The organism is Christiangramia fulva (genome assembly GCF_003024155.1).
GTDB lineage: Bacteria > Bacteroidota > Bacteroidia > Flavobacteriales > Flavobacteriaceae > Christiangramia > Christiangramia fulva.
The window spans coordinates 3,758,948-3,778,185 of the sequence record NZ_CP028136.1 but is presented as its reverse complement, the minus strand read 5'-3'; the positions used below and the strand labels follow the sequence as shown (position 1 = coordinate 3,778,185).

18 protein-coding genes are annotated in these 19,238 nt (G+C 41.3%); 5 read left to right on the top strand and 13 right to left on the bottom strand.

Annotated features, from left to right (window positions below; all coding sequences use genetic code 11):
• Positions 1-90: 90 nt before the first annotated feature.
• The gene (locus C7S20_RS16970; RefSeq protein WP_107013584.1) at positions 91-633 is read left to right on the top strand and encodes a DUF488 domain-containing protein; all 543 of its coding nucleotides are present in this window, start codon (positions 91-93) and stop codon (positions 631-633) included.
• 32 nt (positions 634-665) lie between these two features.
• Positions 666-938, top strand: a complete 273-nt coding sequence (locus C7S20_RS16965; protein WP_159039968.1) for a hypothetical protein — start codon at positions 666-668, stop codon at positions 936-938.
• Between the two features lie 135 nt (positions 939-1,073).
• On the opposite strand, the gene C7S20_RS19680 is transcribed toward C7S20_RS16965, so the two are convergent.
• From C7S20_RS19680 to C7S20_RS16945, 4 genes are all read right to left on the bottom strand, one after another.
• Positions 1,074-1,322: a hypothetical protein gene (locus tag C7S20_RS19680; RefSeq protein ID WP_193510775.1), complete on the bottom strand. Its 249-nt coding sequence runs from the start codon at positions 1,320-1,322 to the stop codon at positions 1,074-1,076.
• 6 nt (positions 1,323-1,328) lie between these two features.
• Positions 1,329-1,856 carry a hypothetical protein gene (locus C7S20_RS16955; protein ID WP_107013582.1) on the bottom strand — a complete coding sequence of 176 codons (528 nt, stop codon included), beginning with the start codon at positions 1,854-1,856 and terminating at the stop codon, positions 1,329-1,331.
• Positions 1,857-2,410: 554 nt separating this feature from the next.
• Positions 2,411-2,683, bottom strand: coding sequence for an SDR family oxidoreductase (locus C7S20_RS19975; protein WP_227009166.1), 273 nt, complete (start codon positions 2,681-2,683; stop codon positions 2,411-2,413).
• Positions 2,684-2,840: 157 nt separating this feature from the next.
• On the bottom strand, positions 2,841-3,413 hold the full coding sequence (locus C7S20_RS16945) for a Crp/Fnr family transcriptional regulator (RefSeq protein WP_107013580.1): 573 nt from the start codon (positions 3,411-3,413) through the stop codon (positions 2,841-2,843).
• 281 nt (positions 3,414-3,694) lie between these two features.
• Between C7S20_RS16945 and C7S20_RS16940 the strand changes: the two genes are divergently transcribed.
• Entirely contained in the window at positions 3,695-5,170 is a 1,476-nt protein-coding gene (locus C7S20_RS16940; protein ID WP_107013579.1) for an exonuclease domain-containing protein, read from the top strand.
• Positions 5,171-5,481: 311 nt separating this feature from the next.
• On the opposite strand, the gene C7S20_RS16935 is transcribed toward C7S20_RS16940, so the two are convergent.
• The 8 genes from C7S20_RS16935 to gabT form a co-directional block, all read right to left on the bottom strand.
• Positions 5,482-6,399, bottom strand: coding sequence for a hypothetical protein (locus tag C7S20_RS16935; protein ID WP_107013578.1), 918 nt, complete (start codon positions 6,397-6,399; stop codon positions 5,482-5,484).
• A gap of 354 nt (positions 6,400-6,753) precedes the next feature.
• The gene (locus C7S20_RS16930) at positions 6,754-8,112 is read right to left on the bottom strand and encodes an NAD-dependent succinate-semialdehyde dehydrogenase (RefSeq protein ID WP_107013577.1); all 1,359 of its coding nucleotides are present in this window, start codon (positions 8,110-8,112) and stop codon (positions 6,754-6,756) included.
• Positions 8,113-8,138: 26 nt separating this feature from the next.
• Positions 8,139-9,368, bottom strand: a complete 1,230-nt coding sequence (locus C7S20_RS16925; protein WP_107013576.1) for a C45 family autoproteolytic acyltransferase/hydrolase — start codon at positions 9,366-9,368, stop codon at positions 8,139-8,141.
• A 92-nt stretch (positions 9,369-9,460) separates the two neighbouring features.
• A complete protein-coding gene (locus C7S20_RS16920) occupies positions 9,461-11,104 on the bottom strand; it encodes a biotin carboxylase (protein WP_107013575.1) in 1,644 nt (547 codons plus the stop codon).
• Positions 11,105-11,111: 7 nt separating this feature from the next.
• Positions 11,112-13,856 (bottom strand): aminotransferase class I/II-fold pyridoxal phosphate-dependent enzyme, encoded by a 2,745-nt coding sequence (locus tag C7S20_RS16915; protein ID WP_107013574.1) that lies wholly within the window; start codon positions 13,854-13,856, stop codon positions 11,112-11,114.
• 3 nt (positions 13,857-13,859) lie between these two features.
• Entirely contained in the window at positions 13,860-14,267 is a 408-nt protein-coding gene (locus tag C7S20_RS16910; protein ID WP_107013573.1) for a VOC family protein, read from the bottom strand.
• Positions 14,268-14,282: 15 nt separating this feature from the next.
• Complete coding sequence (locus C7S20_RS16905) at positions 14,283-15,218, bottom strand: carbon-nitrogen hydrolase family protein (RefSeq protein WP_107013572.1); 936 nt, start codon at positions 15,216-15,218, stop codon at positions 14,283-14,285.
• 81 nt (positions 15,219-15,299) lie between these two features.
• Positions 15,300-16,607, bottom strand: a complete 1,308-nt coding sequence (gene gabT / locus C7S20_RS16900; RefSeq protein WP_107013571.1) for a 4-aminobutyrate--2-oxoglutarate transaminase — start codon at positions 16,605-16,607, stop codon at positions 15,300-15,302.
• Positions 16,608-16,989: 382 nt separating this feature from the next.
• Here gabT and C7S20_RS16895 point away from each other — a divergent pair, with 382 nt between their 5' ends.
• Both C7S20_RS16895 and C7S20_RS16890 read left to right on the top strand, forming a co-directional pair.
• Positions 16,990-17,235: an AbrB/MazE/SpoVT family DNA-binding domain-containing protein gene (locus tag C7S20_RS16895; protein WP_107013570.1), complete on the top strand. Its 246-nt coding sequence runs from the start codon at positions 16,990-16,992 to the stop codon at positions 17,233-17,235.
• On the top strand, positions 17,226-17,549 hold the full coding sequence (locus C7S20_RS16890; RefSeq protein ID WP_107013569.1) for a type II toxin-antitoxin system PemK/MazF family toxin: 324 nt from the start codon (positions 17,226-17,228) through the stop codon (positions 17,547-17,549). Before C7S20_RS16895 ends, C7S20_RS16890 begins: the two co-directional genes overlap by 10 nt.
• A gap of 303 nt (positions 17,550-17,852) precedes the next feature.
• Here C7S20_RS16890 and C7S20_RS16880 read toward each other — a convergent pair whose 3' ends face one another.
• Positions 17,853-19,016, bottom strand: coding sequence for a porin (locus C7S20_RS16880; protein ID WP_107014286.1), 1,164 nt, complete (start codon positions 19,014-19,016; stop codon positions 17,853-17,855).
• Positions 19,017-19,238 lie beyond the last annotated feature (222 nt).

Here is a 19,238-nt window from a genome sequence, read left to right as displayed (position 1 = left end):
TTGGTTTTGGCTTGAATTGTTAAAAATGCCATAAGAGAAGACTTAAATTTTTCTTTCTATGGTTAATTTTAAAATAAATCAGGAACAAATATGTCCACTACTTCAGAAAAAAAGGTCCTTTATACCATAGGTCACTCCACTCGTACTTTCAAGGAGTTTGTGGCGATATTGCGCTCCTTTTCTATTGAACAGGTTGCGGATATAAGACGTTTTCCCGGTTCGCGTAAGTTTCCGCAGTTCAGTAAGGAAAATTTGGAGATTTCATTACCTGAGAAGAGCATTAAATATACTCATTTTGAGGCTTTAGGAGGAAGAAGAAAATCCGAACCTAATTCTGAAAATACTTCCTGGCGCAATCAATCATTTAAAGGCTATGCAGATTATATGGAAACCAAGGCTTTCCGGGAAGCAGTAGGGAAATTATCTCGATTAGCAGCAAAAAGAAACCTTGCAATCATGTGTTCTGAAGCGGTTTGGTGGCGCTGCCATCGGTCCATGATCTCTGACCATTTTAAGTCAAAAGGCTGGAAAGTGATGCATATAATGGGGGAAGAAAAGAGCAGGGAACATCCATATACGCAGCCGGCAAGGATCATAGAAGGAGAACTCACTTATAAGCCTGAAAAACAATAAAATAGCTGAGAAAAGACAAAATAATGAATAATATGGACCTTTTAGATTATGTATTTTCCTATTTCACAAAGCCGAAAAAGGAGGTGAGGGAGCCCTTGCCTGATGGTGAATGTCCTGTTTGCTGGGGATACCAGGAATACGACAGCAAGATCCGCACGATCTCAAGAGATAAGCACATCGATGTAAAGAACCACAAAGACCATTATATGAAAGTCCAGAGATTTATGGTAAAGCACCTTGATGGCATTCGATATAAAGGAGGAAAAATTGAACAAAATTGCACTTCTGCCAAAAATATCTCTTGAGGGTGTTGAAAAAATCTTCTAGAGCATTGGATGCTGCCATAGACCTGCAGGGAATTCAGGATAAATAAAATGAATGGGGCTTCATTGTTAACTATTCTGAAAATAAGACTGGGAATAACTTTTCAAAAGTGAATATCAATACAGCTGACTTCTCAGGCGGCTCAGGGTTTCACGGGTTACTCCAATATAAGAAGCGATCATGTGCTGGGGGATGCCACTTTGGTCTTCAACTGGTTTGTCACCAGTTCCATAAATAACGGTCATATGGATAATAGCAATATAACCAGTTTTTGCGCAAATAGTGTGCTGGAAAAGCAATGCAGTAAGAAAAACAATCGATTGAATAGCTCGTTTATTGATTTTCAGATCATTCATTGCTCGCATCCAATTTTAATTTGTGCTTTCTACAGGAAGGTATTTTTGTGGTATTTTATCGTCTTCGTTTTCATTCTTGTAGTACATATTTAGTACATACCATCGATTTCCATCATTATACAACTGGATGCTCGCCGTGCCTATTTTAAATGGTTCAGAGTCATTAGGCCCTGAGAATGAACCATAAGTACTAAAGACCTGGGCCATGTTACCAAAAACTTCCGTTTCGTGGATCAAGTCCTTCTCATAAAGGTCAATGCCCTTGAAATAATCTCGGTAAGTATCAATGTATTCGTCGACACTTAAGAATTTGACCTCGTATTCTCCTTTGTCATTGGCGAAATTAGATATGATTCTTGCCTTGGGATGAAAAATTGTTTTGTGTAGCTTCCAATTTCGGTCTTCCCCTTTTTTACCCGAGATCACCTGGTAAACGGCGGATACTATACTGTCAATCGAACTTACCTTTTCAGAAAAATCTTCATTTTGTGAATTAGCGATAATAGAGTAAAAAAACAGCATCAAACAAGCAGTTACTTTCATGAGTATTCATTTTTTCTAAAAGGATAGTTAAAACTAAAGAAAAATTGTTAGCTGCCAAAATCTCAGTGTTGAGACTCAATGATAGCAGTTTCACCTCATATTCGCCATGGCGAACAGCCAGAAATTTTCATCTTCACGTAGTTCTAAATTGTTCAGTGGCAGAACAAGCAGTCCTTTTCAAGTTTACCACCCTCCTTTTCTTTTTTTTTCATCAAAACTACAACATTCAAGATCGGAGACGTCATAAAGCCGTTTGGCCGCGCCTGCGCTATTTTTACGTCTCTTTCGACCGGAATGTGGTCCTGGGTTGGACATTAAAAGCTTGAATACTGGCTGGAAAAAAATCTCTGTTCAATCAAAATACAGCGTCATGAAAACTCTCGTCAATGAATTCACCATCCACTACAATGGGAAATTAAAAATTGGTCAATCCCCAAAAATTAACTCCTCAAATCATGCCTATGAAATCCTCTTCTCCATATGGAACTTGTTTTAAGCTGGATCAACAAATCTCTTGATTGACTGTAAACGCATTGCATTTTCGGTTTCCTTTTCTACTGAAATTCCATTGACGTTGGCCTGCTAATACCGGCATTATGAATAAGGATGTCAATACCGCCCATGCTTTTAACGGCTTCAGCCACCATCTTCTCAATGCTTTTACAGGCCCCAATGTCGCAATACAGAACAACAGAACCCGGTGTTTCCCGAGAAAGATCTTTCAGTGAGTCCCTGTTAATGTCGCAAATACAGATTTTATCTATTTCCTCCGCAAAAGGTTTGGCGATTTCCTTGCCTATACCAGAAGCACCGGCAGTAACTAAAATACGTCTATATTTAATGGTTTTAGGTTTAGGAGGTACAAAAACTAGCAGTAAGATGTAAAATATAATTTGAATAATGTAAGCCTACTTTATTCGTTTTGAATCTTTAATGCAAATGGTTTTCCTACACTGGCAGAACTAATTCGCTAAAGAAAATTTATTAATACAGCTGACTTCTCAGGCGGCTCAGGGTTTCACGGGTTACTCCAATATAAGAAGCGATCATGTGCTGGGGAACCCGCTGACTGATATCGGGAAAATGCTCAAGTAGCTTAAGATAGCGCTCCTCAGCAGTGGTACTCATCGTTCCCATTAATCTTCTTTGGGTAGCAATAAGATTGTTTTGAATTAGAATTCTGAAGTAGCGCTCAAAGGCCGGAACTTCCTTTAACAGCAGGTCCCAGGAATCTTTGGTGATAAGCAGGAGTTCACTATCCTCCAGCGCTTCAATATTATAATCTGAAGCTTCACCGGTAAGAAAGCTGTAAAGATCGGCCACCCACCAGCCCTGCATTGCAAATTGCAGGATGTGCTCGTTCCCCTTGTCATCTACCGTAAAGCTACGTAGTAGACCTTTTTCTACAAAGGTGGTATAAATACACGGCTCTCCATCTTCCAGCAGAAAGCGTTTCTTGCGCAGTTTCTTTGGAATAAACAGGGTTTTCGCATATTCAAATTCTTCATCGGTGATGCTGATGGTTTCTTTTACCTTTTTATGAAGAAAATCGTACATATTGAGCTAAATCAAAGGAGCTTTAAATCCTGTTTTTCCAATTGGTGTATAAAAGTAGAAAAATATGAGGAAAAATAACATTATAATATCCTGCATCCCATCTCTGCCCGGACGGATTTACAAATGGAGCTATGGTCTTTAAACGCATCAGAAATTTTCATATTTTGATAATTTCGCTAGTTCACTTTTTGTTTTTCTGAAATGGGATATTTTCCATTCTAATGGATTCATTCCAATACTTGGAAAATTCTTTCTATTTTTACCTTTTCTGAAGTCCCAGTATGAAAGATCAGTTATTTGCGGTTATTGATGTGGAAACCACTGGGGGAGGGATCAACGGAAATCGGCTTACCGAGATCTGTATCGTTCTCCTGAAGGATTCGGTGATCATTGATAAGTTCACGAGCCTTATCAATCCTGAAAAGGAGATCCCGCGGCAGATCACGGCGCTAACGGGCATCGATAATGCGATGGTGGAAGATGCTCCCAAATTTCATGAAGTTGCGGGAAAGATCGAAGAGCTCACCCGTGACGCCATATTTGTGGCTCATAATGTGAATTTCGATTATAATGTGCTGCGGAATGAATTCCGTGAGCTCGGCTATGAGTACAATCGAAAGAAACTTTGCACCGTGCGCCTCTCCCGAAAACTCATCCCCGGCCTGTTCTCCTACAGCCTGGGCAGGTTGTGCGATTCCATTAACATTCCTATTTCCAATCGTCACCGCGCCGAAGGAGATACCGATGCTACAGTGATCCTGTTCCAGCGCCTGCTGTCGCTGGACGATGATTTTAAAGTGATCAATTCTTTTCTCCACGTACGTTCCCGTCAGGCCACTTTGCCGCCACACATCGAAGCCGAACAGATCCAAGAACTTCCGGAAAGTCCCGGAATTTATCTTTTCAAAGACCGTCAGCATAAGGTGATCTATGCCGGCAAGGCGATCAACATCAAAAAAAGGGTAGTTTCTCATTTCTATGACCGAATGAGTAAAGAGTATAATTTGGGGCAGCAAACTTATCACATAGACCACGAAACAACGGGCAACGAGCTAATCGCCCTCTTGCTGGAAGCCGAATGTATCAGGAAATATTATCCAAAGTTCAACCGTGCACAAAAGAGGCCGGGGCCGGTGTACCAGATAGTGAGCTATACTAATCAGCGTGGTATCCTGCAACTGGCCCTGGAGAAAACGACCAAAAAAAGAGAGTCTATCGGCACTTTTTACAGCAGAACACTGGCCCAGGAAAAACTGGAGTATTTGTGCCGGGAATTCAAACTATGTCCTAAATACTGCAGCCTCCAAAGTAATGTAGAGGAGTGCTCCCATTATTCCATTGTGAGTTGTGAGGGCATTTGCTCGGGAAAAGAACCTGTTCATGCCTACAATAAAAAAGTAAAAGCTGCGATTGCTTCGCTTGTCGAGGAATCATCCACCTTTGTGATCAGGGAAAAGGGGAGACACTTTGAGGAAGAAGCTTTTGTTCTGGTAAAATCCGGCCAATACCAGGGTTTTGGGTTTATTGATACAGATGCGCAGGTAAGTAGGATTGATGATTATGAACCTTTTCTAAAGCGTCAACCTGCAACTTATTACACGCATAAGATCCTGAGCAATTATTTGCGAAAGCAGGGAAAACCGAAAGTGATCTTTTTTGAGGAAGAGCCTGAAGTGCCGCAGCAGGTAAATACAGCAAGAGCTGAAATGAATGCAGCGATCCTGGCATCACATGGAACTTTATCATTGTTCAGTTAATTTAATTCACTAATCTACCAATTAACCAATTTCAATTTGAAGATTTTCTATTATCCAACAATCCAACAATCCAACAATCCAACAATCCAATTAACTATTTAACAAATCCCCAATTCTAACGAAGAGATTTCGGAACAAATTGAAGATGAATTTCCAAAGCAAGGTATGAGAATCAGTCTCTTTAAAGGGTTCCATTGTAAGAAAATACTTTCGATTTATTTGCTCCTACACTCTTTTTTATCTCAAATAAAAAGCCACAGAATTAGATTTTCTGTGGCTATTTCTAATTATAAAAATATCTTGTATTGTCCTTATAGCGTAGCCCAACAGGATTTTGTATGGAAGATAATATAGAATTTTCCATCTTTATTGGTATCACCCGAATTGACAAATTTTCCGGGAGCCGGTCTTTTTACGGGCAGGGTTTCTCCAACATAGACATGTATGTCATTGCTTATAGACGTGTAGAACCAGGTAGGAATTGCAGTAACAATTCCATTAGCATCTACAGAGACAGTAACTGTACCTATTTGGAAACCCTTATCCAGATCATTCAAACCTGCGCCTGCCCAAATTTCAAAAACTTCTGAAGATCCAAATACGGCTGTATCATAATATTGATACCAACCCCAGTTTACATTAGATTTTTCATGGTAATAACTATTTAAAGTAGTTTCCGGATTGCTTAGCATATAGGCAGAGTCGCAAACTACAACTTCATCATCTAAAGCACATTCCCCATATTTAAAATACCACCATAGTTCGTGGTGATCATTGCCTCCTAAAATATCTCCTGCATAATGCTGGGTATCGGGACCGCCGGCAGTAAAAATTGCCCATGGTGCTATATAAATACAACTCTCAGGAAAATCAGATAAGGGAAATTCATAAATATATTCAGAAACACCTCCCTGGTTTTCGAAGCTGCCCATTTTTCCTGGAGGTAAATTTCCTCCATTAGTGTCAAGAAAATCTGCTGGATTTGCAACGATGTCAAGTCGGGAATTGATTAATTTGTGACCTTGATTGGCCACGAATTTTACATATAATGTTTCAGCATCATTATATACGGTCACATAACCTGCTGGTCCAAATGATTGGGTGACAGGGTCATTAACAACACTTAAATTAAAAACAGAAAGAGCGTCATTAGTCTGTTTTTCTTCATGGTCAACACTACAGGATGTTATTCCGAGTAAAACCAAACTCAGGTAAAATAAATTTTTCATAATTAAGGAAATTAGGTTAATAAATATCCAAAATTAGGCTTTTTTAATGTCTGTAAAACACTGGTTTTCAGTAATTAGACGTAAAAAATAAATAATCGACAGGAATCATTTTTTATAGCTGCAAGAGATAAATATTTCTTCAAAATTGTAAGAATTTGAACCGGGTTTCTATTTGTTAATATTTATCAAAAAAAGTAGTTAAATTTTGTCTGGTGCTTATATCAAGATTTGCAGATTTTCTTTTTTCCAGTCATCCAGTAATCCAGTCATCCAGTAATTCAGTAATCCAGTAATCCAGTGATCCAACAATCCAATCCTCAATTAACCAATTCACCAATCACCGAGCCCTAATCACTATTTCCCAACATACACCACCTTTTTATTCAAAAACTCCATCATCCCGTCTTTAGCGAGTTCCCGACCGTAACCGGAACGTTTGGTGCCTCCAAATGGTAGTCTGGGATCTGATTTTACGAGTTCATTAATGAAATAAGCACCGTCACTTACGCGGTGGGCATATTCTACAGCTTTGGCAGTATCTTTCGTAAAAACTGTAGTCCCGAGTCCATATTTGGATCTTTCAGAAAGCTCAAAGGCCTCCTCTATATCTTTTGCTTTGATTATCGCCGCCAAAGGTCCGAAGGTTTCATCATCGAAGGCTGGCATTCCGGGCTTTACGTTGGCAAGTAATGTAGGCTGGTGAAAACAATTTTCCTGTTCTCCGCCAAGCAGAAGTTCCGCGCCTTGTGCGATAGATTGTTTTATTTGGCGATTAAGCTGATCGGCCAGATCTTTCCGGGCCAGCGTGCCCACCTGTGTCCCATCATCCATAGGATCTCCACTTTTAAGCTCGCTTACCGCCTGGGTAAATTTAGAAACAAACTCGTCATAGATGCCTTCCAGAATGATGAAGCGTTTGGCAGCTATGCAACTTTGTCCGCAGTTAAGCATCCGGGCCGAAACCGCCGTTTTTACTGCCTGATCAATATCGGCTTCTTCCCAAACGATAAAAGAATTATTCCCACCCAGTTCCATCAGACTTTTCTTCAGGTATTTTCCTGCAAGCTGTGCCACTGCTGAACCTGCCTTCTCGCTGCCGGTAAGCGTTACGGCTTTTACCGCGTCGTGGGCTATTATTTTTTCGGTTTGGTCCTGATGAACAATAATATTCTGAAAAACTCCTTTTGGATATCCTGCTTTCAGGAACACCTCTTCCATCATTTGAGCGCAGCCAAAAACATTCGGAGCGTGTTTCAATAAACCGGTGTTTCCGGCAGTAAGAGTAGGTGCCGCAAACCGGAAAACCTGCCAGAAAGGAAAATTCCACGGCATAATGGCAAAAACGGCTCCCATAGGGTCGTGTCTTACAAAACTCCGTTTGGCATCGGTAGCTATCTCTTCAATTTTTAAAAAATCTTCTGTATTTTCCGCATAATGATCACATACCCAGGCGCATTTATTTACTTCGGCGCGTGATTCTGAAATGGGTTTACCCATTTCCATAGTGATCATCCGGGCATAATCTTCCTGATCATCCCGCAGCAATTGTCCTACTTTTTTGATCAGATCGGTGCGATGGGAAAGCGGTTTTTGGCTCCAGCTTTCAAAAGCAGTGGTAGCGCGCTCCAGGATGGCATCAAGTTCTTCTGAAGTATGCGCGGTATATTCTCCTACCTGCTTGCCGTTATACGGATTCACGCTTTTAAATTTCATAATTGTTTCTATTGAATAAATGATGTTTATTTTTTGTCTTTTTCAGCAGACCGATTTTTTGGCTTGCTCCAGAATCCGGCGAAGCTACTCCAGGAAATCACTCCAGGTTTCAGGATCTTCCGGCGCAGCTTTTCCAGCTGTGACTTATCTAAATCTGGATTTTCTTTAGCCACCGCATGCACAAGGCTTTCAGCGAGGTTTTCTTTCCAGTCTTCAGGAGGATATTTTTCGGAGGATGTTTTTCCTGTTCCCGGTTCTTCCCAGGATGAAACTATCTGTTCTTCTTTACTAAAATCGATTTTGGTGTAAGCCTCGCTGAAATTTTCAAAGGTTTGTACCAGTTTTTCGCCGGGCCAGTGCAATTCTGCTATTCCTTTTTCCGGACGGTAAACCGCCGTATAGAGTGTCCCAAATCCTTCAGAAAATCGAGTGTTATAAAGCGGTGGCTCGAGAAAGGCCTGTAAAATTCCCTCGGGATCCATTTTATTGATTTGCAGGGTTTTTTCCAGGGAAGCCGATCGTTTTAAGGTTTGATTATGCAGCGCATTTTCAGGCCAGTGTATAGTCTCCTGGTGGTTGGTTGCAAAATTAGCTTCAGTGACAATAGCTGGCTTATCGGGTACCAGGCGTACTGTTTTATGGTTTCCGCTTTTATCTACCACGGTTACATTATAAGCCATATGCGACGGAATCCTTTTTAAAGCTACAACCGCTTCTTTTGTGGTACTGCAGAATTCAAGAATATAGCGGAGGATAAACGGAATACCGAACCCATATCCCACCTTTTTCCGACCTCCAAAAGAAAGGGAGATCGCCAGGCCGTCTTCGTTTATTCCATCCAGAGCGCCTATAAGGCAATCACCGGTCGCAATAACCTTTTTTCCGTTCCACGAGCTCAGGAGCTGTGTGCCCTCTAAAAGATGGGGATGGTAATCGTAATTACGAATTAGCCGTACTTCCTTTCCCTTATGAACCGCCTGGGCACATCCAAAAACGTAAGCCGGTGGCTGAAAACCAGTAAGGAATACTGCCGCTTTGCGATCTGCCTTTACCAGTTTACACAAATGCCTGTGGAGAGGAAGCATTTCAGGCATATATTTTTTTAGCGCTGCTTTTGAGGCTTTTAGCGTGGGTAGTTTGTAATCTTTTTTTGATTCCAGCCAGTTTTGATAGGCCGGCCAATGTGTATTATATAATTTTTGCCATTTCTCTCCCGGTTTCCCGATTTCTGAAATCGCATAAAAATGAAGTTGCATATTGCAGGGCAGATTACAATTTATTCAGGATTAAGAAAAAAGTTCCCGAACAAATATGAGGAAATTCATGGTATTGCCCGGAAACTATTGTGTTATTTAGTTAAAGTACCGCTTAATTTCGGCTTCTTTTTATCTTCAACCATCTCTGATTTATACTGGTTTCTTATCGCCTTTATCCAGTGTTTCGCACGGTGGTTGAGTTGAAAATCATCGGTCATCATGCGGCCCCGGGTAACAAGAATTCCCATATCGGCTCCTTCATAAAGATAATCTCCCTTTTTGGTAATTCTCAGGAAGAAAGCCTCGTTCTCATTTTCAACGGCCCTTCTGTGTGTATCCATACGGTCAAACTGAATATGGCCGGTGTCGTACATTCTGTAAATACCCGATTTTGGGGCTTCGGTCACATATTCTATGGTGTCTTCGGTACGTTTGATGATAAGCTGACTCCAGCTATCAATATTTTCCTGCCTTGACCAACGATCATTAATAGCTTCCACATCTAAATCATATTCAATATCCATCCATTCCAGGATATGGAAAATAAATAGCGGAGCGTCGGCAAGCGCAAAAACTGCGTGATTGGTGATGGAACTCGCACCGGTAACACGGGGATTGAGCTCTCCAAGATAAATTTCACCATTGTCCTGATCGATAAGGAAATCAAGTTCAAAATAACCTTTATAGCCTTCTTTTCTTAACTGATTACCGAAAAGCTGCGTGTATTCAACCGCTTTTTTTCTTAATTCGGGTGTAAAAGCATTAGGATAAATTTCATTACCACACCAGCCGCCTTCATAGGGAGTAAGGTTTGAAAATCCTACAAGCTCGGTCATTAGCGGAGCAACTATAGTCCCATGCCTGGTAACACAAGCCTCAATAGCCGATCCCCTGCAACGTATACGTTTCATGATCTTAACTTCCTTCTCCTCGATGATCTCAGCTTCGTGCTTTTTGAACTGCTCTTCATTGGAAATAAAAAAGGTGGTATGGCCCGAATCTCCAAAGGGAGTCTGAATTACGAGTTCACTACCCAGCTTTTTAGCCTTTTTTGTAAGATCTTTATAATCCTTTACCTGCGATAGCACATAAGGAACACAGGGAACTCCTGCTTTTTCGGCGATCCTGTTGGTGTTCACCTTATTGTCCATAGAAGTCCGCATCTCGGCTTTCGGGAACATGATTTCAAGACCCAGTTTTTCAGCAAGCTCTTCGGTTTTTTCATTGAACATTAAGAACATGGCTTTACCGGCACGACCGTCTACAGATCTTGCTTTTATATAATCCTGTACTTCGGGATGGGAAAGCAGGTAATTGTTGATGTCTTCAATTCCTTCAAAATCATCATGCGGAATTTCGTTTTGCGGAGAAAACACATTTGGATGTAAGCCGTCAAAACATTCAATATGGCAGATGAATTTGAAACCTTTTATCCACTCGTCTGCACCCAGAAGATTGAAATTCGTGGCGCTTATAAAATAAAGAGGTTCTTCATTCTTATGAAATGATCTTCGGATATCTGAAACACCGTTTAACTGGGTTTTTTTAGTGCGTTTTGTTTCCGGTTTTGCAGAAGCTGTCGTTTTTTTAGCACTGCTTTTTGCCGAAGCAGAAGTTGTTTTCTTTCCTTTTGCCTGCGTTTTTGTTGCAGGAACCCTGGTTTTTGAAACCGCAGGCGTCTTCTTTTTATTCGTGGCTTCTTTTGAGTTAGAAGTTGTTTTCTTTTTTGTAGCCATAATGTTTTTATTTAGTGATTAGTTTTTTATTAGTATTGTTTTTAGATCCCATAGAAGTTATGGTTTTCTGCCTGTTCAGTACGCTGTCTTTAAAAAGCCGAAGTCCCAGGTCGGCACGGTAGCCATGGATTTCAGAGACGTCCAGTGCCAGTAGGAAACTTACGATCTCTTCACTCACAACCTGGCCGGGAACAAGCACCGGGAAACCGGGCGGATAGGGAATAATGAACGACGAGGCCACCAGTATTCTTCCTTCTTTAATGGCAGGAAGGCAATCCTTAATTGGCATGTATTCATAATTATCTTCGTTATATGCCAAAAAGAAGGCTTCCCGTATATTTCCTCCGGGTACACCGGGTACTGCCTGAAACGAATGATGGAAATAACTGAAATCAGGTAATGGCGGGAAATCTTTGGTTAGCGATTGTATTTTGTCCTTGCGTATTTTTGCTTCTTTGGCGCTGAGTGAAATAAATTCTTTATCCAGCTCATCGGCAATTTTTAGCAAGGCATTGGTAAGGTAGGTAACACTACCGCGGGTGGTCCCAATATTCGTCATAAAAAGCACCGTATTTCTTGATGTTTTATTGATCTGAATATTAAATTTATCCATCAGGTATTTGTTCTTGAAAGTATCTCCATCAACGCCCGTACGGCCAATGTGGAGCGTGATCTTTGTGGGGTCGAGAACAAATTCATCATTTGCCCATGCATTTTCCATACGATTCCAGCCATCTTTCTGACTGTAATATTCAGAAAGTCCCGATTCCCGGTATTCCTTCGGAATGAAATCGCTAACCGTAAGCACATCAAAGTATTTGTTCAAACGTGGGTGGTTATTGACCTTGGCCCGTAATACCATCGCCATTTCAATACTTTTTTCTACCAGTTCATAGCCCTCAAACTGTACCTGCCGGCGTCCGGCATCTAATGAAGCAAGCATCTGATAATTGGGAGAGGTAGAAGTATGCGTCATATAGGCTTCCATAAAAGTGTTCTCGCTTTTTCGGCGAAAATCCTCATCCCATATATGGATCATGGAACCCTGCCGGAAACTGCTTAAAGTTTTATGTGTACTCTGAGTTGAATAGACGCGGATCCTCACTTTATCAGGGTCAGGCAACTTCGGAATTTCATCTTTTTTAAGACTTTTTATATGGGCCTTATATTCTTCGCGATAGCTGTTGCTATTGTACTTTTCGTGCAGTTTTTTCGCGGTAAACATTCCGGTTCGCTGCTTATAATTATAGGTAAATCCGGCGAAGGCAAACCAGGCTTCATCCCATAGAAAGACCATATCTGGTTTAATGGCAAGTACTTCTTCCATTACCTTTTCCACGTTATAGACCAAACCGTCGAAGGTGCAATTGGTTAGAAGCAGCATTTTTGCCAGATCCAGTCTTCCTGCTTTTTTGAGTTTCAGGAGTTTCTCCTTTATTTGTTCCAGGGGCACAGCGCCGTACATGGAATATTCCTCAATAGGGTAGGAGTCCAGGTAAACCGGGTAAGCTCCGGCAAGCACAAGACCGTAATGATGTGATTTATGACAATCTCTGTCGATCAGTACAACATCGCCTGGCCGGATCATCGCCTGTACCACAATCTTGTTGGCCGTGGAAGTACCATTAGTAACAAAAAAAGTATTGAGTGACCCATAGGTATCTGAAGCCATTTTTTGCGCTTTTTTCAGTGATCCCTTGGGTTGCAGCAGCGAATCTAAACCGCCGGTTGTCGAAGAGGTTTCGGCAAGGAACATATTGCGTCCATAGAAATTTCCAAAGTCATTGATCCACCTGGATTTGAAAACCGAATTTCCTCTGGAAATAGGCATCGCGTGAAAGATACCGGTTGGCTTTTTACTGTATTCTTTTAAAGCGGAAAAGAACGGTGTTTCATAGCGTTCGCTAATTCCTCTTAAAACTGAAAGGTGTAGTTCCTGAAGGTCTTCCACACGATAAAAGATACGCCTGAAGCTTTTGAGGGTGCTGTCTTTTAAATTATTAAGTGCTGTATCGGTAACGTAATAGGTGTCTATTTCCGGTCGGAATTTTTTGATAATTTTTCCAAGGATAGGACCGAGTTCGGTTTCGGGATATGAAGAAAAATCAAGATTCAGCGCGTTTTGAATAAATGGTTTTATAAGAGAGGTAATATTTTTAGACCTGTATGGTGGAGCATAACGTACGACCACCGCCTGAATATTGTAATTAAAGAGCAGAGCGATCATAGCATCTTCAAAAGAACGCTGTACCACAATACCATAACTAAACTGCTCATTGGAACCCCGAAGATCCTTGAGGTCATGCCTCAATTTTGTTTCTTCTTTCGCTGAAATATCTTCTACAAAAAGGACTTCAAAATAGTTTTTTCGAACACCCTGCTGCAGTTCCCCGTTTTCGGATTCCATACCGGGTTCCTCATCTTCGGTAAAATCAGGACTATTTCGGTACCCATCACTCACCAGTAATCTTGTAATTTCAGCAACCTGATGCGAAAGAGCGGTAAATTCCTTTCGGTTTAGCATTTCACTTAAGCCATTGATCTTTGCCAGGCCCGGAAAAGCAAAATAGCACTCAATACCCATGCAGTCTTCCAGTAATTTTAAAACCTGTTGACGGTGGGTTTTATAATCATCAGATTGTCGCTCGGAATTTGCCAGTTTCGCAGTCTCCCTCTTCAGACTGTTCCATTGATCAATACGCAACTGCCCAATATTATAGTAATGTGAACTGATATTTTTCTTCTCTATCATAAATTAATTTTTTGAATGCAGGGCTAATTTGTTTCCTTCAGAATCGATAAAAATCGCGAAGTAGCCTGATTCTTTATTGATCAGGGTTTTGGACATTACAATCCTTCCGCCGGCCTCTTCTACTTTCTGAAGAATGGCATTGAGATCATTACCTGCATTGAGGTAGATCAGTGGTCCTGAATCGCTGGGTGTGGAACCTGGGCCGGCCACTATTGCACCACCAATACCATTTTTAGCGGGAAAGAAAGCCATGGCGTAATTGCCATTTACATTTTTTTCCATTTCAAACCCGTAAATATGATTGTAGAAATCTACGGCCTGCTGAAAGTTTACCGCAGGTATTTCAAACCAACTCACGTAATTTTTGATTGGTTTTTCTTCCTTTTTATTTTTTGATGGTACTCCACCCATATTTAGTTGTTTTTATTATAATTCTCCAAATCCCTTATAGCCGGTAGGTCCTGATGGCGGTTCATATTCATTTTCCTTCATTTTCAATTTTGCCAAAGCCTCCATTTTCGTCGGTTTTATTAGTGGCCCCAGCGAATTGAGATAGGGCAGATGTGCTCCCGGCTGGTAAATATTAAACTGCCCAATGTGATCGCGAAAGCTCTTCAGCGGTTGGCCGAGCCGTAGAACTCCATATTCGCGACTTCGCCGAACTCGTTCAATATTAAGCTCTAACGGAAATATCTCTTCGTTTCCTTCAGCCTGGTAAATAACTCTTCCGTCAGGTCCGCATACGATAGATTTACCATTACCCCCAGATTCGAGCCCGTTGACATCAAAAAGATAGCATTGGTTGACCGCAGCCATGGCACGGACGATGGAGAGTTCAATATCCCGATCTATAGTTCCGGTCATGGTGGGATGCAGAATAACTTCGGCACCCATAACCGCCAGGGTACGTATGGTTTCCGGGAACCACATATCGTAACAGATAGAAAGTCCGAATTTCGCTACTCCGGGAACATCAAAAACGCAGTAATGCGATCCCGGGGTCACTCCGACTTCATAAGGATAGAACGGGAACATTTTCCTGTATCGGGTAACTACCTCTCCATCCGGATTGATAACGGTAGCCGTATTATAAATTTTATCATCATGTTTTTCGAAAATCGAACCGGGCAGCAACCAGATATTATGCTTTTTTGCCAAAGCCTGCATCTGGTGTTCAAAATCGCCAGGTATATGAGTAGCGGTATGAGTTAAGGGGCCGTAGCCACATAATTCACTGAAAACAACCATTTCTACCCAGGGATAGAGGTTCATGGTAATATCCAGTTTTAGCTTCATCATCTCTACATTTGGAGTGACCGCCGAAACTTTCATTTGTATTCCTGCTATTGCAAATGGTCTCATTAAAGGGGTGGATTATTTTATAATTATTCTTTTTTTTAAGCTTAGGCGTACCTTACTTTTTAGCAATTCAACATGTAGGTGCTAACTATACTTTCTAATTTGACTCTCAAGAATATCAAGTCCCTGTTCCAACTGTTCATCGGTAATTACCAGAGGTGAAAGTATCCTTACCACATTCTTGAAAGTCCCGGCGCTTAAAAGGATCAATCCTTCTTCGGCACAGCCTTTCACGATCTTATCGCAAAGTTCAGAATCGGGATTGGCGGGATCATTGTCTTTTACAAACTCAATTCCTATCATAGCGCCTATACCGCGCACATCTCCTATGGCGGAAACTTCAGATTGAATTTTTTCCATGCGTTGTTTAATGATCTTTCCTATATGCAGGGCGCGCTGGTTAAGGTTTTTGTCCTTCATATACTGAATGGTAGCCGAAGCTGCAGCACAACAAATAGGGCTACCAATGTAGGTGCCTCCGATTGTTCCCGGAGCGGCCGCATCCATAATATCGGCACGACCTACAACCGCAGCTATAGGCAAACCTGAACCCATTGATTTCGCATAGGTGCTCAGGTCGGGCTGAACACCGTAATGTTGCCAGCTTGCCCAGTGACCGGTTCGGCAAAAACCACTTTGGATCTCATCCATTATAAGCAGAACTCCATGTTCATCACAAAATTTACGGAGTCCTTCAAGGTATTTTTTAGGAACGGGATTAAAACCACCTTCCCCCTGGATGGGTTCAATGATTATGGCGGCTACACTGTTGACATCAACCATACTATGCGCACTGTCACTCAGTCGCTGGAGCTCTGTTTCTACAAATTCATCCATATCACGTGTTCCGTGGTATTTATAGAAATTAGGAAATGGGATACGGTAAACTTCGGGTGCGAAGGGTCCGGAAAAAAACTTGTAATTGACCTTACTGGTGAGGGTCATAGCCATAAGGGTACGCCCGTGGTAGGCATCGGTAAAACACAGCACAGCAGGTCTTTTTGTGGCCTGTCTTGCTATTTTTACAGCATTCTCTACGGCTTCAGCTCCGGTACTGATAAGCATGGCTTTTGTCTTTTCCCCATGAGGCAAAATTTCAGCCAGCTCTTCACATAGCTGAATATAAGGTTCATAGGTCACCACATTAAAACTGGTATGGATATACTTTCCGGCCTGTTCGCGAATCGCTTCTACAACGGGTTCGGGACAATGCCCCGCATTGACCACACCTATGCCACCGGCAAAATCTATGAGTTCCCGGCCGTCCATATCGGTAATGATGGCTCCTTTTGCTTCCTGTACCGTTGCGGTGTTATAGACACCTACACCATTGGCCACTATATTTTTTCTCCTTTCCAGGAGATTTTGGGATTTTGTTTGTTCTTCAATCATATAAACTATGGGTTGGGTAAATTAATCAGCCGCACCAACAGATTGGAATTTTTTAATTTTCGAAAGATTTTATTGAGATTTTTTTTATTCAGATGCGACATCTGTGTTAATATACAATCTTTTTAATCAAAATTTTGCGAATGTTATCTTAAAACTTTTTTGGCTACTCAGTGAAGGAGTGAAGGAGTGATGGAGTGAAGAAGTGAAGAAGTGATGTTGGGATGTTGTGAAGTATTGAAGTTGTGTGAAGCAGTCCCCTCGTCTCCCAGTCCCCACGTCCCCAAGTCCCCTGGTCTCCAATTCACCCATCCCCAATTAATTACAAAACCCACTATTTAATCTCATTTAAAGTAATAACTTTGTATTTACAAAAATAAATATTATGGAAGCTTCGATTATACAAATTGGAAATTCTAAAGGACTTCGTTTGAGCAAAACAATCCTTGAAAAATATCAAATAAAAGATAAAGTGGAACTTATTTTAGAAAAAGACGAAATTATACTTCGTCCAATTGATTCGCCCCGAAAAAATTGGGAAGAAAAATTCCGGGAAATGGCCGAAAATGAAGATGACCAACTTTTAATGAATGATGTCTTTGATGATGAAAATTTCGATGAATGGAATTAAATCAATACGATATTGTGCTTGTGAACCTGGATCCGACAATTGGCAGCGAGATCAAAAAAACAAGGCCTTGCGTGATCATTTCTCCAGATGAAATGAATAAATATTTAAGGACCATTGTTATTGCTCCTATGACAACAAAAATTAAAGAATATCCCACGCGGGTTCCTGTAAAATCTAATGAGAAAAAAGGAATGATCGCCATTGGCCAGATTCGGACAATTGATAAACAAAGAATAATCAAAGTCTTTGAACATCTTTCCGCCTCTGAAATTAAAAGATGTAAAAAAGTGCTTAAGGAAACTTTTGTTGATTGAAGAAGTGAAGCTGTGATGCTGTGAAGCAGTCCCCTTGTCTCCCAGTCCCCAAGTCCCTAAGTCCCCACGTCCCAAAGGTCTCTAATTCTTCCAGTTCAAACCAGGAGATCCTGAAACAAGTTCAGGATGACGTGGTAATTGATAATGAAGAAGTGAAGTTGTGATGTTGTGATGCTGTGATGCTGTGATGCAGTCCCCAAGTCTCCCAGTCCCCTCGTCTCCCAATCCCCACGTTTCCCAATCCCCACGTTTCCCAGTCCCCACTTCTCCAAGTCCCAAATCTCCAATTCACCAATCTCCATCCTACAGTAACAGCAAAGGTGCAATCAGGCCAATGCGTACTTCATTTTTGTTATAACTGGAAGCGTTCAGGTTGTCAATGGCATAATTGGAATAATCATAATAGCGGCCGATATAAGCCAGAAAAAATCGAAGATCAATTTTTTCAAACGGACTGTAATATACGGTTGGGATCATGCCGTAGCTCGTTCTAATGTGGTCATTGCTGGTGGTGGAATTTCCGTAAGCGGTGCTGGTCATGAGGGTGAGCAGGCCTTTGAACTTCGGACTGAAACGGTATTCTGCTCTTAACCAGTTTTCGATATAGGTAACATTCTCAGCGATCTGGTCGTTTCCAAAAATATTTGTTACGATCCCTTTGGTATCAACTTGTTCATAGCTGTAATCAAAGTCATACATCAAGGTGAGATTACGGTTCTGGTACTTGTGGCCCAGTGTGAAAAAGTAAGTTCCTCTTTTTCTTACCTGGTTGGAGTAACTAAGGCTGTAATTTGTTTCTAACTTTCCGTCTAAAAAGCTGCCGCGCCAGTTTCCTACCACCGCGACCGGCCAGTCGGGTTCCTGGATGTCTTCTGCCACCACGTCTCCGTAAATATCGGAGTAGAGCATGGTACGGGAATTTAATACCTGCAGGCCAAATTGATGATCTTCAAATGCCTGAAATGTAATTCCCGCTCCCGTTACATACGCCAGCACGTTATTGTGGATATCATTGTATTCCAGGACGAACATTGGGCTGAATTCATATTCATATCCGCCGAAAAACGCGCTCATTTTTCCCAATAAAAGGTCCACTTTTAGGCTCAGGTCCAGGTCGAGGTATGCCAGTTCTATATTGCTGCCAAGCTGATCCAGTGTTTGCACGGCACCACCTTTGTTAAAGCGGTTTCTAAAATGAAAGTCAAGCCGGTCATGCAGTTTTGCGGCAAATCCCATGGCCGTATATCCGTTTTCAAATTGAATTCCGTTGTAGTAGTGATCGCCGCCCCTAAAGGTATATGCCTGGAATTCCATGCGCATATCAAAGGTGATATTTATATTTTTCAGAAGTTCGATTTTTGAAGTGGGGATAAGTGGTTCAGAAAGGCTGTCTCTTACCTGGGAAATCATAAGAAATGGGGTTAAAAGAAGAACGCTGATCAAAAATGATTTTAATGATTTTCTCATGATAATGCCGGGCTTTAACTCCAGTTTTTTCTGTTTACTGAAGCATTTTTCAATATTTTCTAAGATCTTCATCCTAATTAGCCGAAAAAGTCTTACAAACAGAACCTGGAAAACCAGGGGCACCGGTGAAGGTCAGCAGATCTATCAGCTAATTTTTCCTTTTCCAGCTTAAGTTAGCTATTTTTTTTAAAATCGGATTTTTAGAAAATATCCCAGGGTTTG